Below are 25,384 nucleotides of genomic sequence, written 5' to 3'. Positions count from 1 at the left end.
GATCGGGCGGCAGCTTCAGGCGCGGCCCTGAAGGCCTCCGTCATCTTGCGAGCGTTGGCCGCATGAGCAAATTTCTGACTCTCCTCACGAGCTCAGGGCTGGCTAAACCACCTCCCTATACGCGGGTGAGGACATCAATTTAACGAACTGTAGGACACATGCACACAGCACTTAGCGAGCTCCTCGAGCTCCTGGTCGATGCCGCACTGGCACGGACTTCATCCCACAAAACCAACTCGAAAGACAAATCTCCACTATGCAAATCGTTGCAGCTTACCTGCGCTACTCCAGCGAAGACCAGCGCGGAACCTCCATTGACGACCAGCTCCGCCGCTGCCGCGAAACGGCGGCGAAAGTCGGGCTGACCATCGATGACCGCTACATCTTTGAGGATCGCGCGATCACCGGCACTGCTGCCGGGCGCTTAAAACGGCTTGGCTACCACGAGCTGACTACGGCCATCGAAGACCGCAAAATTGACGTTCTGATCATCGACGAAGTCTCCCGCGCCGGCCGGTCTACTGCCGACAACGCGTCGCTGTTTGAGCAGCTCGAAAGCACGGGCACCCGCCTGATCACTTCCGACGGTATCGATTCCAACGTCTCGACGTGGAAGTTGCTGTCGGGGATCAAGAGTCTCCTGGCGTCGCAAGAGGTCGAGGCAACGGCAGCACGTGTTGTCCGGGGAATGATCGGACAGCTCGATCGTGGCTATCAGATTGCCCAGGCGCCCATTGGCTACAAAGCGATCACGGTGCAAGATGTTTCGAGCAAATCTGCATCAAAGTGGGAGGTCGATGAAGAAAAGGCCGCGATCGTCCGCCGGATGTACGCCATGCGCTATGGCGGCCTTTCTGTCCGGCTGATCGCCAAAGCGCTCAACGACGACGGCATCCTGCCTCCAGCGCACAACCGCTGCAAAGGGATCCCGTACTGGCGGGCGGCGACGGTGCAACGCGTTCTTGCAAATACGATCTACAAGGGCGTTTTTGTCTGGAATGGCTCTGGATACACGCGCGCGAAAGCCTCGCGCAAACGTAAGGAAGTCGTCACGCAAGCTTTTGCACGCCCGCATTTGCGGCTGGTATCTGATGAAGTCTGGAATGCGTGCAATCCGACGGAGCCGAAACTCAGGATTCGTGGCGGTGGCCGCCACGCCTTGGCCGGGCTTGTTCGCTGCGGTCCCTGCGGCGCAGCGCTGTTCATCAGGGGAACTGCAGCCAGCCCATCGGCGTACTGCCCGCAATGTGAGCAAAGCAAGGGCGTGGGCGCAGCGGTCAACTACCTGGGCTACACCTCGGTCAAGTCGATAAACCTCGCGCTCAATTTCTGCCTGAAGCAGCTCTTTACCGGCAAGGTCCAAGCGGAGTTCCGCGAGCGCCTGCGTAGCCGGCTGACTGAAGGAACCTTGATGGATCAGACGCTCCTTCAGGAAGAGTTGCGAAAGCTCAATCGTGCGCGCGAGCGCATCAGCCGGGCTTTGATGGACGACAACATCGACGAACAGTGGCTGCAGAAGGAGATCGCAACTGTCGGCAAGCAGATCGAAGAGAAGACGACCCAACTGGAGGCGCTCAAGCGTCGTGATGTTCACATCACCGCTGCCTCGATTGAGGCCCAGGCCAACGTTGACCCGCTGCCGTTGCTGGAAAAACTGCTGGATGACGAATCGAGTGCTTCGGCACTTCGCGCGACGCTCAAGCGGCTCATCAAACGGTTCGAGTTCGTCAGCCGCGAGGGACGTTTCGAACGGACGTTCGAGATTGAGTTCATGCCGGGCGTCTATTTGGCGGAACTCTCGAACACTTCCACTATCGACATGTCGACGGTGAGCTTTCAGGTGACGGTCACGACGTCGGCGGTTCGGCCTGCTGTGTGGACCGTGCAGGGGCACAGGCTCCCAGGTCATCAACATTGATTCAGAGGCCGCCCGTAGGCGGCCTCCTTTTTTGGGCGGGATGACCGAGTTGGGTGTTGACCAGCCGAAGGTCGGCCAGCTTCTTATTGGACCAGGGCGATGGCTGGCTCTCGGAACGAAATGCCGGACTGCAAATAGAAATTCGTTTCCTGGCGGTCCCCCATGGAGACGTTTTTCTAGATGCAATGAGACGGTGAGTACCCTGATGGCGGCGGTCGGGTGAATTCCCTGCACGCCGCGCGCAAAAGCCCTTCACCAGTTGATCAACCACGATGATGGCCTGCGCCTGTTGATCCCGATCGGCGGCAGCAACCATGCCTTGTTCTAGAATCTGCCGCCCTCGATGACCTGCGGTGCAGCAGCCTCCTGCACCAGGCACTGATAGCACTGGCAGGCCCACTTGCCGTAGATGTGGCGGTGCACGAAGAACTCCGCCGGGATGATGTCCAGGCGCTCGCTCACGTCCTCGCCGATGCGCGTCATGGGCGGCCGTACTCCGGGTTCGGGCAGTTGGTGTTCGCAGGTTTGTGGTGATGCTCTCCGCGCCGCAGGTGTTCGGGCAACGGGCTGCGACGGGGTTTGGATTTGCCATCGTTGCCGACGCCGACCGCGGCGCAGCTGGGCCCCGAGCCTGGTCGAGTTAAGCCTGAAGACTGGCCTCATCCTCGACACAGGTTTCTTCGAAGAGCCGGCGTTGCTCGGCGCTCATGGCCTCGGTCTTGGCGCCGAACTTCCAGGCCTTCAGTCGCGCTGGCTGGAAGGTGATCTTCTCAATCTTGGCGTCTTTGAACCTGAGCTCGCTGTCTTGACAGCCACAGGGCGTCGATGCGGATCACCGCAAGACCTCGCGCAGCCACGCTGCGCAGTCCGCTGCGGCACTGACGGGCCACGTCACGCTGACGCCCAGTGCTCCCCTTTTTAACTCGAGCGTGATCGTCTCCGACGTGGGCACTGGAGGCCTCGCCGGCGCCGGCGGGACTGGCGTTGGAACCGTCAGCTTGTTGACGTTTTGAGGCCGGACGCCTCCGGCGCAAGCCATTCCTTTCTAGGCGCGAGGTGTGCGGTGTGGTGACTTGTTGGCTCTGGAGCGCGCCGTGGTGGGTGCCTGATGGGCGGTGCTTTCGCCGCCTGTATCAACGGGTGGTCGAGTGATGGCACGGCGCTGCGCTAGTTGCCGCGTGCCAACGGCCCTGCCTGTACGGCAGGGCATAAGTGACGGTCTGACGAAGTCCTGGTTACGTCGTCGCAGGTTCGGTACGCTGTGGCTCTTGGTTTATGCGTTCCAGATTCAACGCAATAGCTTTGGCCACCATGTCCGCCATGTTCGAATATTCCCGACGGTTGCACGCCGCGCGCTGCTGGTCGTGGAAGCTCTGCAGGTCGCGCATGACAGCGATCTCTGCAGGGTTCATCACCAGGGGCGTATTCGCAGGCGATCGAGCACGCAGCGCGGCAAAAACCAATTCTGCGGCATCGCAGGTTGCCTGCGCTTCTGGGCCAATGCCAAGCTCGATGCCGCACAGACACATGCATAGCAGTTCCTCCAAGAGGGCGACGTCGACGCTGGTGGCCTGTCCCTGCGCGAAGGCTTCGATCGCCGACCATTCCCGCATCCTTAACCGCTGGACCACATCTGGTGTGACCGGGCTCGCCCGTTTGATGGCCACGGTTAATGTGTTGGCTAGCGGCCGGATCTGTCTTTTCGCCGATTTCTTCATCTCAAATCATCTCTTAACGTGTCACTAGGTAGGCGCGATACGTCGCATATCAATCACAGCATCCGCACCATTTTCTGTGCCGACAGCCAAGCTAGCAGGAAGTCGCATCCTTACATGATCACAAACGCGGTAAAACTCACCAATCCAAAGCTTCCGTCATCTGGGGTTTTTGCGGAAACGCGTACCACGCGAAAAGTGCCAATAAGAACATCAGGAATGTAAGTACTGAGCAGATCAGGACCAAGGGCGTGCGCACCAAGAGAGAACAAGGAACAATGGCACTCTAACTACGGTCCAAAGGGCCTGACAGGCCCGGCACCGCTTCTTTGGGGGACGTTGGGTTGTGCGGGCTGGTTTTGGCTCCGGCAGATTAGCCTTCGGAAATGTCACCACGTTTCATTATGTGTCCTTCCTGAAGCGCATCCCAGTTCCAATCTTAAAGTGCGTGGCGTCCGGACCTGGACGCCACGACGCGCCGATTAGCCTTTGATCTTCCTCATTTCATCCGCCAGCAACCAGAGTGCCCGGTTCACTTTCACGGACTAATCAATACCGGTAACTTCACGTGTACGGGCCCGGCGTCCGTTGGTAGTCCGCGCATTCAAGCTACCTCGCACCAGGTTTTCCTGTACCCCGGTTGAACGTGGTCCAAAGATCCGATCCCGTGTCAGCATTTCGACGGGGTGCCAAAATCTGCGATTCTGTAATCGGTGCTGCCTTTGCGTCGTCCGGCTCATGTTTTAATGACAGTGCTGCTTTGGCAAAGGCGTTTGATTCTTCGGCCTTCAATAAGATGGCTCTCCTCTCCTCTCGCACTTCGCGAACCAATCCAAACCCATCCAGGACATCAAAAGCGCCCTCGATGACGTTATCAATGATCTGTCCTTTGTGTTTAACGCGAACATCAGCTACGGTATCTCCGCACACCAGACCATTCGAGCATACAACCCGGAACATGCCTGCCAGCATTTGATAACTCGATGTCCCGTCGTGGCTATTCAAAACGATAATCTCGTTGGCCTCGGTATCGTTGATCTGGCTAGCATGGCGCAGGCGCAGCATGTGTTTGGTGAAATGTTGCCGACCGTCGTCCCGAACGCGAGTTTGCGTCACCATAAAGGGCTGAAACCCTTCCTTGCGCAAACTATCCAAGACCGTCGACGTAGGAATGTAGGTGTAGCGGTCAGTCCGGCTCGCGTGCGGGGCGACCGCAAAGATCGAGGGCGCCACGGTGCGGATTTGGTCGTCCGACAGCGGGTCACGGCTGCGCAGGATGGGGGACTGACGGGTAAAGCGGGATGCAAGCATTTCATTTCTCCTAAAGAGGTGCCGGGTTCCTAGATTCCGAGCCCTTCGAAAAAGAAGTTTTCGGGGGCGAGTGACTGGCTCTCGGTGCTCTCTCCGCCGTTTTCCTGAGTTCGTCGCCCGGTGAGCTGCGGCAGCCTGAAGGGGAGGGAAGCAAGGGTGGAAGCCTTCGTAACGCGCAGAGGTATGAACACCCCCTTGCAGGCGCAGCCGGTCCCGCAACTGTAGGGATGCAAAGTCACCGAAAATGGCGAGGAACACAGGCAAACGGGGTCAACGGCGGTACCGTCACACGCACCTGGAAACGCCGCGCGGCGAGCGCCTCTGCGTGCTAAATGCACGCCTTGCTAAGTGCCTCGGCAAGCGCGGCGCGCAGCTGAGCCGGCGTTACGCCGGCGTCGGCAAGGGTGGCCTGGAGCGGGATCGGCCCTGCCGGTCCGTCGCGCAGCGACCAAGCCGAACAGGCGCGCGTGGAATGGGCATCCCGGTTTTCCGGTGCCGGGAAATGCCTCGTATAGATTGCCTACCTATGCTAGCTAGTCAAACATTGTTCCCCCTGGTGTCCGACGGACCTCGCTTAAAAAGCCGACGATCTATGCGGTTCAAAACTGCCTCCCCGCGACAATTTAATTCTGAAAGAACGCTGATCGAACCCGTCCAATGTCCCGGTCAAAATAGCCTTATGCAGCAACCGTTTCCCCCGACTCGCGAGTCCCTCACAGTCGAATTCAAGAGTGATCGCAACCGTCTGTCCGATAAAGACCTGGTCGAGGCCGTTGTCTGTCTGGCCAACGCGGATGGCGGCCAGTTATGGCTGGGGATCGAAGATGACGGTCGGATCACGGGACTGAATGCTGACCGATCCGCCCCAGCCGGTCTTGCAGGATTGATCGCTGCAAGGACATCGCCGTCACTTTCCGTCGATGTATTGGAGGTCCCAGCCGAATTGGTGAATGTCCTCCTTGTCACCGTTCCAAAAGCCCAAGGGGAAGTGGCCACGACTAACGGCGTTTACCTACGCCGAAGATTGAAGGCAGACGGGCAGCCTGAATGTGTACCCATGCTGCCCCATGACCGATCCAGCCGGGTCAGCAGCTTTGGACTGATGGATGTCTCCGCTCAACTTGTGCACGGAGCCACGCTGGAAGACCTCGATCCTCTGGAGCGCGAGCGACTTCGGCAAAACGTGCAGCAATACGGTGGGGACCGTGTTCTGCTTGAACTGGATGACGAAGCGCTCGATGGCGCCCTGGGGCTGACAGCACGAGTGTCGGGTACAGGCGGCCGCGCGCCAACGTTGACCGGACTGCTCTTCATCGGGCGTGAAAGCGCGTTGCGTGAGCTCGTGCCAACGCACGAGTTTGCCTTCCAAGTGCTGGAGCGCGAAGCGGTAAAGCTCAATGAATTTCGGCGCTTTCCTTTGCTCAAAGCATTGGACTGGTTGGAGACAAATTTTCGGCCTTACAACCCGGAGAGTGAAGTCCAAATCGGTCTTTTCCGCGTCCCTGTGCCGAGGGTGGAAATGGGTGCTTTCAGAGAAGCACTGGCCAATGCTTTGGTTCACCGCGATTACCACCGCCTAGGCGCAGTTCATGTGCGCTTGGATGATGAAGGTCTGACGCTCAGCAATCCAGGCGGCTTGGTCGACGGCGTAACCTTGGCCAACCTGCTGACCACCGAGCCGAGGCCGCGCAACCGAGCCCTGGCCGATGCCATGAAACGTGTCGGAATCGTGGAAAGGTCCGGCCGTGGGGTCGACAAAATCTATCGAGGCATGCTCCGCTTTGGGCGGCCAGAACCTGACTATCGACGCACCGATACGTCCAATGTCACTCTTCGACTCGCGACGGTAGACGCGGACGAGCCTTTCCTCAAACTGGTGATCGAACAGGAAGGCAAGCAAGGACGCGAGCTTTCCATCGACGGCCTCATCGCACTGGCAGCTTTGCGCGAACTCAAACGCCTCAGCACGGACGAGTTGGCGGCGCATATCCAACGAGAGCCTACCCAAGCTAAAAGGACGTTGGAAGGTTTGGTGGAAGCGGGACTTGTGCAGGCACATGGGACGGCCCGAAACCGCACCTACACCCTTGCGTTAGGGGTGTACCAGGCTGGGGGACGCGAATCAGACTACATCCGGCAACTGGGCTTCAGCGGCTTGCAGCACGAACAAATGGTATTGAGCTATGTAGAAAAGCACGGCTCCATCCGCCGGACGCAGGTTGCTGAACTCTGCCGACTGACGTCGTTACAAGCGCGAGATCTGCTTCGCCGCCTTCGGAATTCCGGAAAACTTGCGCAGCATGGTGAGAGAAGAAGCGCTTATTACCAGCTTGGAGAGGTCCAATCCAAGCCGTAAGCTAGGTCCTATTGGACAGCATTGGACGAGATTAGACTTGTTTGGACTGCCGGTTTCAGGGAATTTTCAACAAATTCAACAGGTTAGCGGTTAGGTTCCTTGTGTTTTTGGACCTTTTTGAATCGAAGCAGCAGGAAGTCATCTCATTAAACGTTGCGTGTCCATCCGACTGAGGGCAAGTCTGAAGTTCTGAGGGAGTTCGGTCATACCTTGAGGAGTTGACAAGCAGGATCAAGAGCCACGACGCTAAACATCTGTGACAGTTCTGTTGATCAGATAGCAGTCGGCACGCATACAAGCGGCATCTAGAGACCACGCGGACCCGCGAATGCACTCGCGCCAGGTAGGGGTCGGCTCTTCCAGCACTGTATCCTCGTCCGCTGTACTGGCGGGCACCAGCTTTGACACAGGAACGAGAACTCTCCGGGTGGGGCCATCGTTTGCGCAAGTGCTCAGTGAAAGGACGGGACTAATACCCTAAGCCGGCCGGCTTGCGGAGGAAGCTCGAACGCGGCGGTTCGCTGGTGTCGTGGCTGGATTGCGTGCCAACGGATGGCGGCAGACCGGACTATTTTGGCCGACTCGACAAGCCTCGGCGGTAGCTGATGGCTCGCCTGAGCAGGTGGCCCGCAGCTAGCTTGAAAGCGCAGCGGGCGAGAGCGCCCATGGCCCCTGCTAACGCTCGGGCGGAGCGCCGGCTGACCGCGCGTGCCACGTCGTGCATGAAGAGCGCGTGGTGCACGCCCTAGATGGCCCGCCCGGAATACCGGTAGCTACCAGGCGCCTTGTCGAGGATGAAAGCGTCGAGTCCGAGCGGGACGGGATAAAAGCGAGCCCTGGCGTAGTTGTCCGGGTAACCGTCGATTCGTCGGACCGGCTGCGGGTCGCCGTCGACCTGAGCCGCCGTAGGGTCCAGCACGGTACCGTCATCAAGCAGGGTCGCCCAATGCTCCAGAAACCCGTGTCGCCGAGCACCGTCCAGCGAACAAACCACGCCTTGTGCCCCAGGCCAAGTCGCACGGCTTCACGTGCCAGGTCGGGGCAGTTCGGAGGTCTTGATCATCACCGTTCCACTATGGCGTGCTGATGGATGCGCTTCACAACGACCAGATCCGTATGGCTATCGACGTAGGCTTCGAAGAAGAATTGGATGTCGACTAAGGCTTTCAGCGCCTGGCGCAGCTTGTAGCGAAATTTGGCCTTGTCGGTCATCTTGGTGCCACACAACCGCATGATGGTTTCCACTTTGAGATCAAATGGTGAGCGGTGCGTGTGATAGAAGCTGTGAAGCCACTTCGCCAAGGGCGCCAATTTCAGTCGGGCATTCCACTCCACGCGGGAATAGTCAGTATCGCCGAACATAGCCACGATTTCTGGCTCGACCATCACCACCCACTGCGCCAATGGTGTCTGGCCATCGTCTTCTTTCGTGATGAACTTTCGGACGAGCGAACCTTGAAACGTGGTGGAGCGCTTGGGGTTTTTCGGATCACCACTGACGATAACGCGAAGACCTGATGCTTGCATCCGTTCGATCGAGTTAGCTAGACGGACGTAGCTCTCGCTGTTGATGCTCCAGCCCAACACCTTTAAGAACTGGTGCGCGACGAACTGCACGCGTTCGCCCAGCGGCTGAAGCCGGGCCAAGTGCATGATTTGGAGGAAGACATCTTCGTCGTCCTGCAGCAGTTCCTCGCCGGTGTAGGTCATGTCGATGCCCGACGTCGTGGCGATCAACTTCCGCTTGAACTGTTCCCGCTCGGCTGACCGGATGTTGCCCACGGTAAATAACGCAGACCGCGCAAATGCATTGGGCAAGCCGCGATGTTCGTTCTTCCAAATGGGCAGCTGGACCATCAACTTTGCGGTGTCGGTGTTTTTTTCCAGTTCGGGCATGTGCATGAGTTTCCGGTCGTCTCCCCTGCCCTGTCTATAGTGCAACGGTGATGATGGCTAGTGCAAGAGTGATGGCAGCTGTCTGCTCTAGTGCAAGGGTGATGGTCCATTGGGAGATCGCTAGCGCAAGAGTGATGGCTGTGGGTGAGCTGCAAAGAGCCTAGCGCAAGGGTGATGGTGTTGTTTTCATCAGAAAGTGGCTGTTTTGGCGGCTTATCCACAGGCGCCCTAGTGCAAGGGTGAGTGAGTTGTCCCGTATTAGGTTCACATTAGGAAGGGGATTAAGAGTAGTCGAAAATGCTCCTAACCCCTTGATTTAACTAAGAAAGTTGTCCGCCCTCTTCTCTCTTGCACTAGCTAACCATCACTCTTGCGCTATGAGCTCATCACTCTTGATCGCCAAGTCGGCCAGATCATCACTCTTGCTTGGATGCCCCCATCACCGTTGCGCTAGCCATCACCCTTGCACTAGCCACTAGCCACTACCCCTGCCCTACCCTGCCCTGTCTCCTGCTACACCGCGGAAGGAGCGCGGCGCCTGTAAGGATTCGTATTGCAGACGTGGCAGGCTTAACTCACTCAAAGTCGCTTCCTGAACATTGCGTCGGCTCCCCGTGTAATGTCATCGGCTCATCTAGTAGAGCAGGAACATCGGCTAATCGAGGCTAGCGGGAGCGCCCTGACAGCCATCATCATCGCTGTGTCAGACAGCGACTAGCACCGTAGCAATCCGCTAGCTGCGTACTTTGCCGATGTGTTCATTGACGGGCTCCAGAGCCTGACACCAATGTGTCGGGCCGCAGTGCTTTTTCGTCCTGCACTACAAAATGGTCTCCGCCGCTTGTGCCTCCCTGTGCAAGTTGCACCCGCCCCGCTTAAAGCCGGGGGTTCTACATGGTGGCCGCGTAAAGCGGCACCAGGCAAACTGAAGCGCTTGAGCGCGCTCCGACTGATCAATCGCTCAGCTAAAATTGATATATACCGGGCCGCTGTGGCGTCAGGGTGCTAGATCAATCGATTGCTTCGCAAGCCGGCCAGCGTATGAAAAAACAGCCCTTGATTGTCCTGGTTTAATTTCCAAAGACAAGTCGATAGGGATTTGAGCCCCTGATGACAAACTGGAGATGGAGAAAAGTACGGACGAGCCTGGTGGCTTTTTGAATCCTCCAAACAACGAAATCGAGTTATTTTGAGACACTAAACTTTTGCAGTAAATCCGCAACAAGAGCGGCGCGCTCTGCTTCCGCTGGCATTTGTACTTCCAAAGTTACTTTCCCAGAATCCCACTCTTTCAACCACCCGATCTGCACGTTCTCAACTTTTAGTTTGTATTGTCGAGACGTTTCTTTGCGTTTGCGAAGTCCACTTTTATCCAACTGGCTTCGGAACTCTGCAACTTGGCGCGACGATAAGTCTTCACTCACGATGCGTTCAATCAAACTGACAAGCTCAAGTTCGGAGAGTTGTTTTGCTGCTTGCACAACCTCGTAACTAGTAAAAACGCCAAATTTGTCGGGCGTCTCCCTTACTTTTTCGAGTGCGGCAGCTGGTAGACGCAACATCGCCAAAGTTTTGTTGACTGTCGGTACAGACATCCCAAGTAGTTCGGCAATTTGACTTTCGTTAACGGCGACGCCTCCGTCGAGCAATTTCTTCCAGGCATAAGCGTTGTCGAGTGCACTCTGCGCAGAGCGTTCCTCGTTGAGTAACCAACTTAAACGGTATAGCTCCAATTCACCGACATGAGATCGAAGGTCAAGATCAAGCGTGGCTAGGTTTGCAGCAACTGCCGCCTTTTTTCGATAGTGGCCATCGACAAGCATGTAGCGGCTGTCGGCAGTCGGATGTCGCATAGCCAACGCAGGAACCATCTGCCCGTGGGTGGCCATCGAAGCTGCAATGGCCTTGACCACATCTGGGTTGTAGATGTGACGGGCATTCACAGGGTTGTCGTCAATCAAATCCAGAGGCACCTTGATGACCTGGCGCTCTTGATCTTTTTTTGTGGTGATCTCTAGATCTGGCTCACTACTCGCCGACGCGAGACCTGCTGGCCTATGGGCCAACACCGCATCAGCGGTCGCAAATCGGTCGTGAACCGACTGCCGTTCAGCTGACAAGCTGCTGCGCATAGCCGCTTTACGGTCAAATTTCGAGCTCATTACACGACCTCTTTGGTTTTGCTTTTCCGCATCGAAAGTCCTAGAAGCTTCAACACCTCATCAGTCATGGCTTCGACCTCGTCCATTGCTGCCTTCGCACGTGGCACGGCGTGCACAGTTGAGCCGATGATTTGTGCTTCACGAAATGCCGCACGAGACCCCAACATAGATTTCAAAAGCGGAAAATCTTTATCTTCACCAAGAATCTCTAGCAAGTCTTTTGCTAGAGACGTCGACTTTTGGACCATGTTCGCGACGACTCGGGCCTGCAATGTTTCGTTAGTCGCCTGTGCAGTGGCAGCTAGTTTTTTGGCAGATTCAGCTGCCCAAATGTCGGCAGGGCTAGGCACCAATGGAATCAGAGAAAGGTCTGACACCAGCATTGCAGATGAAGGTGCAGCGGAACTCATTGCTGGCGGGCAATCGATAAAGATCGCGTCGTAGGTCTCTATATGGTTCCGAACCTCTCGGTGCATCTTGCCTTCCATCGGTGCCAGGCTAATGACGGATGCTGGGAAAGGGTGCTCTTCGGAGGCCGCGCTTGCCCACCGTGACGCGGTGCCCTGGGGATCCATGTCGACAACCAATGTGGTGTAGCCACGCAACCCCATCGCGCCCGCCAAACTCATTGCGACCGTTGTCTTGCCACAGCCACCCTTCTGGTTGAAAACCGTCACTACCTTTGCCGTCATAGATACCCCTGACTTTCAGCGCTGAAAGTGCCGCACGGCACCGAAGAGTGTAATTTTATACAAGAATAGAAAATATACAAGTCGTTGAAGGTTCTATGATTTACGACAGTGCTGTTTCGCCAAGGTGCTGTTGTTGCGACGAACTTTCAACGTTGAATGTTGTGACTGCGTGGCTGCGCTGCGCTCTCCTTGGCGGGTATGGTTTTGCATTCGTCCGCAAACGCTAACTCCAAGCCGTGCGGCGGACTTTCAGCGCTGAAAGTTGCGCCTGCAGCGCGTCGGTTCATCCACGCCCTCGGTCGCCAAGAGTCCTGCGAATCAAGTTAAAGCGGCTTTCGCGGTTCTTTTGTTGTTGTGCAATGTGGCGAACTGGCTATTTGCTGGGCGGACCGAGGCGCAATTTGCTCTCTGTTGGCCTTCCTGGGGGCACGACTTTCAGCGCTGAAAGTCACTCGGCGAACGGTGATACAAGTCCAGGTGGGCTTTTCGTGCAGTCGGTTTATCGGCCGAAGCTTTGGTTCGGTGGCCTGAATCGCCTTACGTTGATCGCTCACCTACAGTCAAGCCTCCGGAGGGAATCCGCTAAATTGACAGGGGCGGCACGGCGGCCGAAAAGCTATCCGGGCCGCATGCGGATGTGCGTGCCGAGCGCAGCGAGGTGCTCGTCCATCTGCTGGAGCCCCTTGAGGGCTTCCTTGCCACCGCGTGTCACGACCATGGCGGCCAGGAGTTCCGCGACAACGAAGGCGGGCGACATCGTCCTGAAAGGTCCGGGGCTGGCGGTAGGAACGGTAATGACGTGCGCAGCCAGGCGCGCCAGTGGTGACACGGGACTATCGGTCAGCGCGACGACGATGAGCCCTCGTTCGGCAGCGGCCCTGGCGATGTCTACGGTCAGTCGGGTATAGGGTTCAACGGTGGCCACGAACAGCACGTCGGCGCTTGTCGCCCGGGCGAGCCCGTCCGCGGCGGTGCCGGCGATGCCGTCGAGCAGGACCGCCCGTTCTCCGACCAGGCTAAGGCAGTACACGCGTCTCGCACCCGCCAGGGCTTGCGCGGCGGCGCTCAATTGCTCGAGCTGGTCGCCTTCCTTCAGTGCCTTGATTTGGGACGCAGCGAATCCACCATGCGTGCCGCAAGGGCCTTGTCGCCGCGCAGATGTCGCTTGGCTCCTGTGGCGTGTGGCGGGAACCCGATATCGCCATCCCGGAGGGCCGCCGGGTAGATGGTTCGGATCTGCTCGTAGCCCTCGAATCCGAACTGCTTGGCCAAGCGGGTCATGGTCGCGGGCTGGACGCCTGCTTGGCGAGCCTGCTCACGCATCGACAGCAGGGCTACGTCATGCGTGTTTTCCAGCAGATAACGCGCAGCGAGCCGATGCTGAGCCGACAGCGATTCAAAGCTTTCGACCAAGCGTTGCGTGAGTGAGGCTGCATCCATTGGCAGCCAGTCTAGAAGCCATTTTTCTGACTTGCAACACTGTGATCATTCTTGAAAAAATGATTCAATTGAATCAATTCAAGCCTACTACTTCGTAGTGTTTTATGCGCTTTAGCGCTGTCGTAGTTGAAACAACTTGCCGTGGGCACCGCCGCAAGTGCTTTGGCAATCGTTGTTGGCGCACAAAAAAATCTTCAAATAGTTACTCGGTGCTCGCTTCGAGGATTGGCTTCTGCTTTCGGCTCTCTGCTGACTCTGATGCTGGTGCGCTCAACGCAATGTGCCTACGTGAACCTGCCCAATCACTTCTGCGGCTCGAGCTTTCGCGCGAGCGCCACCAACGTGGCCTGGTTCGCATCGAGTGACTTCTGCCACTGGGCGCCTGGTTGGAAAGCAATCACAGACGCGTAGGTAGACGCAGTCTTCAGAAACTCTGGATCCTTCAACGCTGCCTCGATCGCTTTCTCCAACTTGGCGCGAATGGATTCGGGCACGCCCTTGCCTACGGCAAAACCGCGGTCCGAGGGCATGACAACGTCGATGCCTTCCTCCCTTGCCGTGGGGACGGTTTTAAGAGAAGGGGCGCGGTTTTCCATGAACTGGGACACGATGCGCAGCGGCACCGCTTCTGCTTGTGGATCCGGAACCGCGGTCAGGCTGGTAAACATGAATTGGGTATGGCCGCCGAGCAGCGCATTTTTGGACTGGCTGGAGCCGTTGAATGGGATGTCGTTGAGTTCGACAGCTGTGGCGTTCTGCAGTTGCAACATCGCCAGGTGGCCGTTGGTGCCCACCCCGTTGTAGCCAAAGCTCAATGAACCGGGCTTGGCCTTGAGTTGCGCCACCACCTGCTTCAGGCTGGTGTACGGGCTGTCAGCCCGAGTGACCAGAAAAGTTGGATCGCTGACCACCCGGGCGACAAGCGCGAGCTCCTTGGGGTCGTATTGGGCCTTCTTGGTGAGCGGTACAAAGACCAGCGGCGGCACGTTGACCACGCCCACCGTATAACCATCTGGCTGTGCGCGCTGCACGTACGCGTTAGCAATTTCGCCGGAAGCACCGACTTTATTGACCACCACAAAAGTGCCCTTGTTTCCGAGGTGCTTGGAGATGAAGGGTGCCAGGCCCCGCGCCATGATGTCGGTCTCGCCACCTGCGGCGAAACCGACCACAAGTTCAACGGGTTTGTCATCAGGCCAGGCGGCGTGTGCGAGGCTGCAGACCGCGACCGCCGCAATGGCCATTGTGTTTTGAATGAAAGTTTTCATAGCGTCGCGGAATTAGTTGAAAAGATCCGCGTCGCTGCGGGAGATGGCGTCGTAAATAGGCTGGAAGTGAAGCCAGGCTGAGAACGGCGTGCCGAGGTGCGTGGACGAGTGCTGAGCGGCTTCGGGGCTGATCATCTTCAGTGGGTGCCCGGTCGCCTCGGCCTTGAGTTGGATCTCGCAAGCCCGCTCGGCGGCGATGAACCACCAGCATGCTTCGTCCACACTGTCGCGGCCTGCTGAAAACAGGCCATGGTTCTGGTGAATCACGATCTTGTTCTCGCCGAACACACGCGCGACCTCGGCGCCTGCGTCCCGTTCCACGACTACCGCGCCGGCCTGCTCGGTAATTAGGGCGTGATCGCTATAAAAGCTCGCAGCCGTTTGGGTGATGGGGTCGAGCTTGCGGCCCAACGCAGCCCAGGCCATGCCGTTCGTAGTGTGCGCATGGCAGGAAGCCAGGATGTGGGGATTGGCTTCGTGGATAGCGGCGTGCAGCACAAAACCGGCGCGGTTCACGGCCCAGGTACCTTCCACTACTGTGCCTTCGTGATCGACCAGCAGCAGATCCGATACCCGTACCCGTCCGAAATCCATCGCGAAGGGATTGGTCCAATACAAATTGGGATGCTCAGGGTCACGCACCGTGATGTGGCCGGCAAAGCCATATTCATATCGCAGCTTCGCAAACACTCTGCAGGCCGCTGCTAGGCGCTGTTTTCGGTGCAGGCGTTCTTCCGCATGCGTGGCAAAGGTGGGTGGCGTGGGGAAATAAAGATCGGCCTGGTCAGGCTGATAGACAGAACGTTTGTTCATCTGGATATCCGTGCTGGATCGTGAAGGATTTGTCTCCGAAGCACGGCAGTTTGGAGCGGCAGCTTCTGCCGCGCCAATCACGAATCAGGGGAAGGCCATAAGCCCTGTTAATGACCTCTGTGCAATTTCAGCACTGCACTAATGAGGTCCGTAGCAAAGCAAGAAATGCCTCCACGAGGCGGGAGCGTGGTGCGGTTTTGTGGAGCAGCAGCAGCGTCTCCAGTTCAATGCGTGGCAACAATGGTCGCGCTACGAGACCAGGCAGGGGCAAGGCCTCCAATAGCTCTAATTCGACAAGTGCGATGCCTGCGCCTTGTAAAGCCAGTGCCATGCCGGTAATGGACAGACCGACCTGTACAGCGATGTTCGGCGTGACGCCAGCTTCAGCGAGCGCACGGTCTACGGATGGCCGAAGCAACGCTTGCGGCAAGTACGTAATGAGCGGGTGTTCGCCCAACTCATGCACATGAATCTCAGCGTGTTGTGCCAAAGGATGGTCACTACGCATCACACACCCGATGCTGTTGCGGCCAAGTACCTCGGTGGTCACTTCGCCGTGCACCACCGGACCGTAAGCAATGCCGATTTCAGCCTCACGATTGGCCACCCGATCCAGCACTAACGGCGACGCAATTGCCTGCAGAGCGATGCGCACGCCAGGCTTTTCCTGGATGAATTGCGCCACCAGCCGTGACAAGCGCCCATTAGCCACCGGCGAGGTCGCCGCGATGGACAGGCTCCCTAATCTGCCCCCCGCAAGATCCTGCGTGAGGCGTTCTATAGACTCGATGCGGCCAAAGATCCCGGCGACGTCAGGCATCAATGCATGAGCTTCCGGCGTCGGTTGCAGACGGCCGCCCGTGCGGTCGAACAGCTTCATTTCCAGTCGGTTTTCAAGGTGCTTGAGAACCGTACTAATGGCCGGCTGCGTCACGTTGAGCATGCGGGCGGCCGCAGTGACAGAACCAGTCCGCATGATCGCGTGGAAAACTTCTATGTGTTTGAGGTTGATCACGTGGATGCTCAGGCGGAACTACTAGCGGGGCGATTGTCATGCACACACCGGTACGTAATGATCGACAAATCTGGTGCGGCTCGTTCGGGGTGGCGCTGGAAGGAAGTGGTGAAGCCACAGCCGCCGTTGCGTAAATCGTGTTCGTCATGAACGGACGAGTCAGATGCTGGGACAAGAAAAACGCTTGCCTATTTACTGGGCACCGTGGTCAAAGCCAATACTGGCGCGGCTCCCGGAAGTTGTTCTGCAGGCGATACACAGACTTGTCCACAGATCGCAGGGACAACCTAGGACACCGTGCCCATGTAGGGCACACGAAACATTCGCACCCCGAGCTCTTCCTGGACATCCTCGGCATTGCTATCTTCCGTCGCCATTTCGTCCGGATCGAATACTTCCAAATACGCGCACACAGGGCAACGCCACAGCGTGACGGCAAACGAGGTCCCGCTCGGCACGATGTAGCGTCGGCCGTTCTCATCTGTCTGAGAGATCCCGGCCGCCTTGCGCATGAGATAGGTCGACGGCTGCTTCATCAACAGCCCATGCCCATAACGGCATTTTGGCTCCACCCACCATCGGGATGGTGGGCGCTATCGTGACCGGATGAAGCTCTGAAATGGTCATGTCAATTCCTTCTGTGATGTTGTGGTCGATATCGGTGAGGGGAGGGCTTTAGGTCGGGCCGACAGCCGGCCCCTGGCGAAGCGGCAGCGCTATGCGCCGTCAGGCCAGCGCCGTCGGCATGCTCGTCCAACAGGTGGTGTAGTCCGGCGTCTTGCGGTCTTGGCGCATCACCCAGGCACGACGGTCTCCCGCCAGGCCGGTGCTGGCCATCGCCACCGTCCCCCGCCCGTAACGCAGGTTCAGATCGTCGAACGCCCGCATCAGGCCGCCACGGTCCTGGACACCCTCGTCGAGCGCTAGTTCGCCTTGCTCGACGGATCCATTCTGCAGATCCAGCAGATGCACCCCGGCCTTGGCCATCAGGAAGCCCGGCCGGTAAATCTCTTGCATGCCGCGTACTGCGGCCTGCACCAGCACAGCCGTATCGGCCGTGGGTTTGCGCAGTGGAACGACCGTGGCACGGCTGTATTGCGGCTGCTCCTTGCGATGCGGGCTGGTGTGCACGAAAACCGCGACTTGGCCCGCCACACCGTCCTGCCGGCGCAGTTTTTCTGCGGCCCGCTGCGCGAACTCCGTGACGGCTTCGATCAGGTCCTGAAGGTGCGAGACCGGGCGCCCGAAACTGCGCGTGCTGGCGATCTCTTTCTTGGCCGGAGGTTGCCCCTCCAGGTCGATGCAGGGCATGCCCTGTAGCTCGCGCACCGTGCGCTCGAGCACGACACCCCAACGGGCCCGCACCATCGCCGCATCCAGCCGCGCGACGTCCAGAGCGGTTGCCAGGCCAGCATCCTTCAGCTGCTGCCCGATCCGCCGCCCGATCCCCCAGATCTCGCCGAGCTCGGTGGCCTGGAGAACCGCATCCAGGTCAGATGCGGGGAGGGCCGCCAGGTTGGCGACCTGCGCCAGGTCGTCCGGGTAGCTGCCAGGTTTGCGCTCTGCCGTCTTGGCCACGTGGTTCGCCAGCTTAGCCAGAGTCTTAGTCTGCCCAATGCCGACACCGCAGGGGATACCGATCCAGGTGTGGATGCGGGAGCGCACGTGGACGGCACGCCGGGTGACATCCCGCACGCCGGACAGGTCGATGAAGCTTTCATCAATGCTGTAGATCTCCTGCTCGGGCCCCAAGCCCGCGGCGATCGACATCATCCGTCTATAACCGAATTCCTCAAACGCGCACCAATCGTATGTGGCCTTTGTCACCAAAAGGCCGTCTGTGCTGCCTGGATGGTCGGCGTCGATATGCTTTAGCAAACCATATTCAATTAGGGGCTTGAATTGATCACCCCCTTTGGACAATCCATTAAGCATCAGGAGTCGAATTATCTCTTCATTCAAGGATGCTCGGGCCAGTTTGGAATAGTTGCATTGTTCTTCATATGTCATTGAGCTTCTGGAAATTAGATCAAAAGCTTGGTACATTGTCCGAAAAAGTGGTGCTAGCTCGCGGCTATTTTTTCGTAAATGGCTGCGTAGAACTTGCGTAACGCTAGATTAACGTCGACTTTGGTGGCTTCTGATGGAATGCTGCTGATACCCACACCCATATGCCATACCGTATTGTAGATGGCGTCGGTGACAAGATCGGTAAACGAGAGTTCCAGGCCCGAATACATGCCTTTATCGGGAACTTGAAGCTTTCAATGCTTGACCATTGCCTGCACTTCACTCAGCACTTTGAAGAACAGTCCATTGAACAATTCCTGCTGCGCCACTTTCAGCTGCGCCGCATTGGCTTCATTCGATAGCTTTAACGCCTTTTTCGATGCTATGGAGTCCGCACTTTGTAGGACGTATGTTCTATGCTGGAAATAGCCGCCGATTGCAACACCCAAGAATGCAAGCGCAGTAAATAACGAACTTAGGCCGCCGAACATATCGCCAGCCAGCCCGAGTTTGGCTAATTCGCCTTCACGCCAAGCGTCTACAAAGTGATGAACGCCCTTGGTTCCCCAGTAATGCCAAATACCAATTACGAAAAAAGCAATAAAAACCAGCCAGATTGCAAGGTCGTCTTTGCCCTTGGGCTTAGTGACTTTGACGGGTTCAGTATCTTTGGGCATGGTCATGCGGATCGCTGGGAGTGATCCGCATATTTTAGTGAGCGAACCAGCTTAGGTCATCCTGACCTAGATGATTCAAGTTTGTAAGCGCATGCACTCCAAAAACTTTGCTGCATGACGCGCAGTTACGCGCCACATGAATCTGACCTGATACGCTAGGCCTACGTTCTTAGGAGTTAGGATTAAATGAGCAGCGCAGTCGGGAAGATCAGAGGCGGGATAGCTTTGTTGGGAATAACAGCCGCTTTTATCATGATGTTGGCAGGTTGCGAAAAGGCCGCAAATGTCCCGTGGCGGGTTACCGTGGAAAAAGATGCGTGGGATGACAAGAAGCCGCCGACATGCTTCGTGGAGTTGTATTCTGACGGTGCAACTTTCACGCTGATGAACAGCGGCTATGCTCCCTTTGCTCCGTTCGTTCATATGTATTTCCCAGAACAAGTGCTTGAGCCGTCTCGTGAAGCAGCATTGGCTAACGCTGCTAATTGCAGAGCTAGCCAGACAGAAGCGGGCCAATGCGTGTATGCCAATCTTGAAAAATATCAGAATGAAAAGATTGATATTCGGATAGATAAAGGCCAAATTCGGAATGTGCGAATGGGTAGTACGGCTGAAAAAGACAAGAAGCCGTATCTTACTGTTGGGAGAGATAGCGAATCTGCATTTTTCGACGAATTGGTCAACGGACAAACGCTGTTTATGCGTGGCTCATTCGATAGTGAGTTTTACAGAATGCCACCCGTGAGAAGGACATTCGATGTTTCGGTGAACGTTTCCGAATTGGCTGGTGCTTACAAAGCACTCACGGACGAATGCCCTGAGCTGATACGCAAAAGTAGCGTTAAAGTGGCCAAACCACGGCTAGAACCTCGGCTTCCGTAGAAGCACCAGCGATGCAATCGCGCAGGCGCTGCCGTGTACCTGTGAGATTGGCTGTGGCACCCAGGAACAGGTTTACGTTTGCGAGCGTCATAGCCAGTGGGTCGAGCCGGTAAATCTCGCGCAGCTGCGATGCCATCTAGGTAGGGAGTCGAGGCATCCGAGTCAGCTTCCCATGCCTGGGCATCCTTCTGTTGGTTCGGCCAAGTGGCAATTTCGCTGGTTGGGTATCCAGCGGTGCACGATGGCGAGAAGTCCGGTAGCGTGGCGGCACGAAATTACATGTTCGCCATCTATGTACGAACTCGTGTCAGCCGCACAGCTGCATGTACCTTTGCTTGACCGCCCGCCAAAATGGCCGCAACAGCTGTGAACGGGCAGCCGTATTCCACTCGCCCTCGTACTCCGCGCGCAGGTCATCAAATTCTTTGAGTTCGATGACCTCGGCGAAAACCTCCCGGAATCGCGGCTCCTTCGGGTCAAACGGCGCAGGATCGGGCCGCTCAACCGGGAACCTCACGTTGAAAAATGGACCGGTTTTCTCGTACTGGTAGGCGTCTCGCACGAGGCGTCCCACTTGAAGCCATTCGAGAGCGCTGGTGCTTCCCACGGCTCCTCTGTTTCGAACGCCTCTCGCGCGCTTCCATCTCAATACCCAGCGGCCCTCTGTTAACTCCGCTTCGTCTCCGGGCCCGATCACATCCAGCGAATTCGACAGGGCATCTTCGAGATCGCGGGTGTAGCGTTTCAGTTGCATCTGGGAAAGGATCGAGGCCCGATTCGCCATGTAATCGCCGCCTCCATACCAGTCGACGAGCGGCAGGTGCACGGCCTCGGGGTCAAACATCTCGAATGTCGGAAGAGTGGGCATTGCACGCTGGCGCGCGGACCAGGCCCTCTGCGCCAACTTGAGATCCTCGTTGGTGATGGGTTTCGCCAAGTTCCACAATTTCTTGAACCAGTCCAACGCAGGTTGCTGAACCGGCCCAACGGCCCCCGCCTCGATCCAGTTGCCTGCAACACGCCCCTCAAAGCCGAGTCCGTTGCACGATGCGTTGGCCGATGTTACGACCATCTCGTCTCGTCCGATGTAGACCTTGGCATGCAGGGTATTGATCTGCTTGATCTTTAGTCCTGCGTCGCGAAGACGCTTGATCTCAAGGGGGTTGGTGCCGCCCATAGAGAGGTTGCAAATGATTCGCAGGTCCTGACCCGCCCTAGGCAAGTCCAAGTATGCAGTCGCACCAGCACCCCAGAATGCGACTGCGCAGTACAGGCGATCACCCGAAGATATCTTTCTCACCGACGCTTCGATCTCGTCATGACTCAGGAACAGCATGTTATCTCCTCATTTGGTGTGCAATAGGTCGGTGGCTACCGGCTTACGGCCGGTCACCTGCGAAGTTTGACCGACTGCGGGAGGCGATACGTCGTCCCCCTCTGATCACATCGCCCCCGCGCCTCAGCTGCTCAGCGGCTCAGCGGCTCAGCGGCTCAGGTTGATACCGCGGACGCGCAGCCATGCACCCCTGTCCGCGCGTCCGAAGCCCTCGTCGATTTGACGGAAAAGCGACTCGGGAGTGGCCGGGTGGCTGCACGAGCGTCCGTAGTTCAGCAGAAGACCTCAATGCCGGTGCGCTTCGAGCTTTGCGAGTCCACGCCGGCGTCAGTCGCTGCGTGGATGATGGAATGGAAGCCGAGCTTCTGGCTCCAGACAATCTTTTCCCGTTGCGGAACCAGCTTCTGACCAACTTAGCACACGTCAGTACGCACGTATCGTTGATGGCTGGGTTGAAGAGATGGCTTTGACCTGGCGGCCTACCGCACACATACGATGCGACGGACCAAGCCCAACTAATATATCGGCGAACAAAAACTGATTGTGCCTTTGCCATACCAGAGGTTCAGCACATCCACGGCGCTCATCAGCTCGGTTCTGTCCTCGGTCGCCAGCAGCAATAGCTTTCACACAGAGGGGCACAAAGCCGTGCCCCGCAAGTAGCTAGCACCGCAGCCTGAACTGTTCGTCTCGGACCGCCTTTCGCTGCTGTGTAATCCAGTCCTGCATTTGCCCGGATTGCGGTTGGCGTGCCATCGCGTCGTAGTGGGCGACCTGGTCATTCAACGCCGAGCAATGGCTGGCTCTCGACGGCGCCGTGTTCTGGTACACGACCGCGGGAGGAGGGCGGCTTGCTACTTCTGCGGCCGAGCGCTGTGCCTGCGCGATGGAAACCTTCTGATCCCAGGGAATGTTGGATGGGACGGTCGCCGTCCGTTCAATCAGGGCGCTTTGCATGTTGCAGTGGGCAGACGACCAGAACTTGCCTCCTCCATAGCTTTCACACAAATAAACAGTGGTCGTACCGCCGACATGGCGGGCGCCGGCCGGGCTGCCTTGCGGCGTGATGTCGACGGCTCGCCCGCCGACACAAGGCTCCGACTGATAACTGCTGCCGCACCGGTAGGCCTGCGCCTGTACCGCGCAGGCCGCAATGCTGAGCACCAGGCCCGCTAAAAATCGCATACACCCCCCATTTGTGTTTGATCGAGCATCTCACAGGGGGCCTCAACTGCACTGTGAAATCTAAGTCCCGGTATTGGTGCGCCGTTGATCTGCCAATCTGAACACCAAAAATGGATGTAATGATTATTAGCAATGGCGCTCCTAATCATCACAAGAAGCTTGTTCGTTGAAAATTAATCTGGGTCCGCTACACCCCGGATGTCTATCGTATCAGCGAAAGTAAATATAAACACTGATTGGATAAGCCGGATGTCCGCCCTCTGGGACCAGTAGTTGAAACTATCCATACGCCAGAGATTTGCTGTCGGGTAAAGCGTGGCCTATGTCGCAATTTTCATGATGCGATTGCCGATGTCTCGTCCCCAAGCGGTCATGGCCATGCCACCGCCTAATTGGTTGGACTGCCAGTTTCCGAGCGCAAGATCGATGTCGAAGGGCGAACGTTGAAGACCCTCCGCTAGGCTCAGAGCATTGGCCGCGGCCTTCGCCGTGCTTCCTGCCGTATGCGGTCTGGGCACGAAGGCGGCATCGCCTAGCAAAACGGCCCGGCCAAAAACCATGCGCGGCACCTGCATGTCCAGGATCGCCTGCACGAACGGCTCATCCGTTGCCTCCACGAGATCATGAAAAGCCGGAGCAAGCATCATTCGAGCGTCTTCTCTCAGCAGCGAGCAGTATCGATCCTGCAGGGCGCCGGGCGGCAATGAAAATGCGTGGCGCACCCCATCCCGGTCGGTCAGCAGCTCTTGCAAAGCAGTGCCTTTCGCGACCTTGCGGTACCAGACCCAATTCCACCGCCGGCGGCCTGCCTGCACGGAGCTGTCTTCCCCGGGGACCATATATTCCAGCAGCTGGTGGTCGTCACCCTGCTGAAACGCGAAGGTTCCCTGCAGTACCGCCGCTGCTCCAGCCGACAAGTCGTTTTCAGCGACCAAACCACGCCAAGCGACATAACCGGCATAGCTCGGCAAGACGTTAGGCAACAACCGGCTGCGCACGGTCGAACGGGGTCCGTCAGCTCCGATCAGCAGATCGCCAGTTTCAACGCGCCCGCTGGCGAAATGCGCCGTCACTTTCTGCCCGTGCTGCTCGAAACGCAGCAGTTCTTCGCCGTGGTGGAGCGTATCGGCAGGCAGCTGTTTTTTCATGGTGGTGTAGAGCAGGTTCCAGGAGGTCTGGGTCTGCGGCATGAATGAGCGCTGCACCACCGCTCCCTGCCGGTCGAGGAAGATGCGGTCGCCGGATGCGACGCCCAGGGCGCCGAGGTGCTGGATTCCGGCGAACCGAAACGCGGCGAGCACGTCGGGCTGGAGCACTAGGCCGCCGCCGCGGCTATCGAGTTCTCCGGCGGAACGCTCAAAAACGTCGACCTGCCAGCCAATGGCATGTAAAGCAGTCGCCGCGAACAAGCCGCCGAGCGAACCACCGATGACCAGCGCGCGTGGTCGTGAGATATTTTTTTCAGTCATGTCTTTCCTTCGAATCGGTTCTTCAGCCGAATTTCTTCAAGCGACCGTTGTCGCCGGGTCGTTTTCAATGGCCTCTTGCATCGTGGCGGCCAGCACTTCGGGCACCAGTGCGCCGGTCAGGACAATGTCGCCCAGCCGAAGCGTGGGCACGGAGCGGATGCCTGCCTTTCGCGCCTGAAGCTCGTCAGCAGCCACCTTCCCGTCCAATAGTCCCGAGTGGAGAAAAAGTCGGATCGCCCCGGCATCGAAGCCCGCTTGGCCGGCCAGCGCCACCAGCACTTCCGCCTGCCCGATGTCCAGGCCTGCCGCAAAGTACGCGTGGAAAATCGAAACGAACAGTTCGCCCGCACGTCCGATGTCGCCCTGTTCCTGAGCGAACGACATGAGTCGGTGCGCCATGCGGGTATTGGGGGTCCGCTCGACACGGTCGTAGTCGAACGCCAGGCCGGCGCGGAGGCCTGCTCGCGCCACCTCAGCATCCATGGCCTGCGAGCGCGCCCAACTGCCAAATTTGGCGGTGCGGTATGCCTTGCGGTCCAACCCCTCACGGGGCATTTCTGAGTTGAGTTCGAATGGCGCAAAACGGATTTGCACCGGCCGGGACGTGCCGGACGTTTTCAGTGCCGTTAGGAGGTGTGCGTGGCCGATCCAGCACCACGGACAGATGAAGTCGGAGGTAATCACAATCTTCAACATATTCATGCCGCCACCTCTTCAGAGGCGTTAGTCCCATCCTGCTGCGTAACACCCGAAGCCGGAGACAGTAGGCTTTCGACGTCCAGGAGAATGACGGTGCGTTGCCCTTGATCGTCCTGGACGCTGCCGATGCCGGTGATAAAACTGCTCGCCACCTGGCTGACCATCAATGGCGCCGGCCTGATGGCGGCGGATTCCAGGTCAAGCACGTCGGACACGGAGTCGACAACCACCCCGACCGTGCTGCCACCTTGCAGGTTAAGTACCACGACGACCGTCGACGCATCGAAATTCGCGGCTGGACAACCCAGCTTGATGCGCAGATCCGTGATCGGAACGATCACGCCGCGTAGATTGGTGACGCCTCGAACGAAGGGCGGCGCATTGGCGATGCGAGTCGGCTCTTCATAAGACCGAATCTCCTGGACCTTCAAAATGCCAATGCCGTATTGCTCGGCACCCAGCCGGAAGGTGAGGTATTCGCCCGCTGCTGCCTGGTCCGCGCCGGGTTCAAGAATAGTGGTGTTCATTTTTGTCCCACGC

General features: G+C 57.8%; 22 protein-coding genes and 1 pseudogene. 3 read left to right on the top strand and 20 right to left on the bottom strand.

Features of this window, described 5'->3' with window-relative positions; translation table 11 throughout:
• Positions 1 to 256 precede the first annotated feature (256 nt).
• Entirely contained in the window at positions 257 to 1,918 is a 1,662-nt protein-coding gene (locus tag AC3ANW_RS23345; RefSeq protein WP_488345660.1) for a recombinase family protein, read from the top strand.
• Between the two features lie 324 nt (positions 1,919 to 2,242).
• Here the strand turns inward: AC3ANW_RS23345 and AC3ANW_RS23340 are convergent, their stop codons facing one another.
• From AC3ANW_RS23340 to AC3ANW_RS23330, 3 genes and pseudogenes are all read right to left on the bottom strand, one after another.
• Complete coding sequence (locus tag AC3ANW_RS23340) at positions 2,243 to 2,401, bottom strand: IS66 family transposase zinc-finger binding domain-containing protein (protein WP_488345659.1); 159 nt, start codon at positions 2,399 to 2,401, stop codon at positions 2,243 to 2,245.
• 752 nt (positions 2,402 to 3,153) lie between these two features.
• A complete protein-coding gene (locus AC3ANW_RS23335; protein WP_488345658.1) occupies positions 3,154 to 3,636 on the bottom strand; it encodes a hypothetical protein in 483 nt (160 codons plus the stop codon).
• A gap of 542 nt (positions 3,637 to 4,178) precedes the next feature.
• A pseudogene (locus AC3ANW_RS23330) lies at positions 4,179 to 4,944 on the bottom strand (DUF932 domain-containing protein).
• A 679-nt stretch (positions 4,945 to 5,623) separates the two neighbouring features.
• On the opposite strand from AC3ANW_RS23330, the gene AC3ANW_RS23325 reads away from it, so the two are divergent.
• Positions 5,624 to 7,300, top strand: a complete 1,677-nt coding sequence (locus AC3ANW_RS23325; RefSeq protein WP_488345657.1) for a DNA glycosylase AlkZ-like family protein — start codon at positions 5,624 to 5,626, stop codon at positions 7,298 to 7,300.
• Positions 7,301 to 8,045: 745 nt separating this feature from the next.
• Here AC3ANW_RS23325 and AC3ANW_RS23320 read toward each other — a convergent pair.
• The 12 genes from AC3ANW_RS23320 to AC3ANW_RS23265 all read right to left on the bottom strand — a co-directional run bounded on the left by AC3ANW_RS23320 (position 8,046) and on the right by AC3ANW_RS23265 (position 19,279).
• The gene (locus tag AC3ANW_RS23320) at positions 8,046 to 8,219 is read right to left on the bottom strand and encodes a hypothetical protein (RefSeq protein ID WP_488345656.1); all 174 of its coding nucleotides are present in this window, start codon (positions 8,217 to 8,219) and stop codon (positions 8,046 to 8,048) included.
• Between the two features lie 143 nt (positions 8,220 to 8,362).
• The gene (gene trfA, locus AC3ANW_RS23315; protein WP_488345655.1) at positions 8,363 to 9,196 is read right to left on the bottom strand and encodes a plasmid replication initiator TrfA; all 834 of its coding nucleotides are present in this window, start codon (positions 9,194 to 9,196) and stop codon (positions 8,363 to 8,365) included.
• Between the two features lie 1,184 nt (positions 9,197 to 10,380).
• A complete protein-coding gene (locus tag AC3ANW_RS23310) occupies positions 10,381 to 11,358 on the bottom strand; it encodes a ParB/RepB/Spo0J family partition protein (RefSeq protein WP_488345654.1) in 978 nt (325 codons plus the stop codon).
• Entirely contained in the window at positions 11,358 to 12,050 is a 693-nt protein-coding gene (parA, locus tag AC3ANW_RS23305) for a ParA family partition ATPase (protein ID WP_488345653.1), read from the bottom strand. Before parA ends, AC3ANW_RS23310 begins: the two co-directional genes overlap by 1 nt.
• A 616-nt stretch (positions 12,051 to 12,666) precedes the next feature.
• A complete protein-coding gene (locus AC3ANW_RS23300) occupies positions 12,667 to 13,080 on the bottom strand; it encodes a MurR/RpiR family transcriptional regulator (RefSeq protein WP_488345652.1) in 414 nt (137 codons plus the stop codon).
• A gap of 62 nt (positions 13,081 to 13,142) precedes the next feature.
• Positions 13,143 to 13,490, bottom strand: coding sequence for a MurR/RpiR family transcriptional regulator (locus AC3ANW_RS23295; RefSeq protein ID WP_488345651.1), 348 nt, complete (start codon positions 13,488 to 13,490; stop codon positions 13,143 to 13,145).
• Between the two features lie 302 nt (positions 13,491 to 13,792).
• Positions 13,793 to 14,758, bottom strand: a complete 966-nt coding sequence (locus tag AC3ANW_RS23290; protein ID WP_488345650.1) for a tripartite tricarboxylate transporter substrate binding protein — start codon at positions 14,756 to 14,758, stop codon at positions 13,793 to 13,795.
• Between the two features lie 12 nt (positions 14,759 to 14,770).
• On the bottom strand, positions 14,771 to 15,571 hold the full coding sequence (locus tag AC3ANW_RS23285; protein WP_488345649.1) for a class II aldolase/adducin family protein: 801 nt from the start codon (positions 15,569 to 15,571) through the stop codon (positions 14,771 to 14,773).
• Positions 15,572 to 15,698: 127 nt separating this feature from the next.
• Positions 15,699 to 16,586, bottom strand: coding sequence for a LysR family transcriptional regulator (locus tag AC3ANW_RS23280; RefSeq protein ID WP_488345648.1), 888 nt, complete (start codon positions 16,584 to 16,586; stop codon positions 15,699 to 15,701).
• Between the two features lie 287 nt (positions 16,587 to 16,873).
• On the bottom strand, positions 16,874 to 17,122 hold the full coding sequence (locus tag AC3ANW_RS23275) for a hypothetical protein (protein ID WP_488345647.1): 249 nt from the start codon (positions 17,120 to 17,122) through the stop codon (positions 16,874 to 16,876).
• Between the two features lie 190 nt (positions 17,123 to 17,312).
• Positions 17,313 to 18,632 carry a DinB/UmuC family translesion DNA polymerase gene (locus AC3ANW_RS23270; protein WP_488345646.1) on the bottom strand — a complete coding sequence of 440 codons (1,320 nt, stop codon included), beginning with the start codon at positions 18,630 to 18,632 and terminating at the stop codon, positions 17,313 to 17,315.
• Positions 18,633 to 18,850: 218 nt separating this feature from the next.
• Positions 18,851 to 19,279 (bottom strand): hypothetical protein, encoded by a 429-nt coding sequence (locus AC3ANW_RS23265; protein WP_488345645.1) that lies wholly within the window; start codon positions 19,277 to 19,279, stop codon positions 18,851 to 18,853.
• Positions 19,280 to 19,459: 180 nt separating this feature from the next.
• Between AC3ANW_RS23265 and AC3ANW_RS23260 the strand changes: the two genes are divergently transcribed.
• On the top strand, positions 19,460 to 20,155 hold the full coding sequence (locus tag AC3ANW_RS23260; protein WP_488345644.1) for a hypothetical protein: 696 nt from the start codon (positions 19,460 to 19,462) through the stop codon (positions 20,153 to 20,155).
• Between the two features lie 307 nt (positions 20,156 to 20,462).
• Here the strand turns inward: AC3ANW_RS23260 and AC3ANW_RS23255 are convergent, their stop codons facing one another.
• From AC3ANW_RS23255 to AC3ANW_RS23235, 5 genes are all read right to left on the bottom strand, one after another.
• A complete protein-coding gene (locus AC3ANW_RS23255; protein ID WP_488345643.1) occupies positions 20,463 to 21,491 on the bottom strand; it encodes a phospholipase D family protein in 1,029 nt (342 codons plus the stop codon).
• Between the two features lie 663 nt (positions 21,492 to 22,154).
• Complete coding sequence (locus AC3ANW_RS23250; protein WP_488345642.1) at positions 22,155 to 22,676, bottom strand: hypothetical protein; 522 nt, start codon at positions 22,674 to 22,676, stop codon at positions 22,155 to 22,157.
• A gap of 320 nt (positions 22,677 to 22,996) precedes the next feature.
• The gene (locus AC3ANW_RS23245; protein WP_488345641.1) at positions 22,997 to 24,145 is read right to left on the bottom strand and encodes an FAD binding domain-containing protein; all 1,149 of its coding nucleotides are present in this window, start codon (positions 24,143 to 24,145) and stop codon (positions 22,997 to 22,999) included.
• Between the two features lie 36 nt (positions 24,146 to 24,181).
• Complete coding sequence (locus tag AC3ANW_RS23240; RefSeq protein WP_488345640.1) at positions 24,182 to 24,847, bottom strand: DsbA family oxidoreductase; 666 nt, start codon at positions 24,845 to 24,847, stop codon at positions 24,182 to 24,184.
• A complete protein-coding gene (locus AC3ANW_RS23235; RefSeq protein ID WP_488345639.1) occupies positions 24,844 to 25,371 on the bottom strand; it encodes a chemotaxis protein CheW in 528 nt (175 codons plus the stop codon). Before AC3ANW_RS23235 ends, AC3ANW_RS23240 begins: the two co-directional genes overlap by 4 nt.
• Positions 25,372 to 25,384 lie beyond the last annotated feature (13 nt).

The organism is Xylophilus sp. PBN-3R (assembly GCF_057747805.1).
This window is presented reverse-complemented; position numbering and strand designations above follow the sequence as displayed.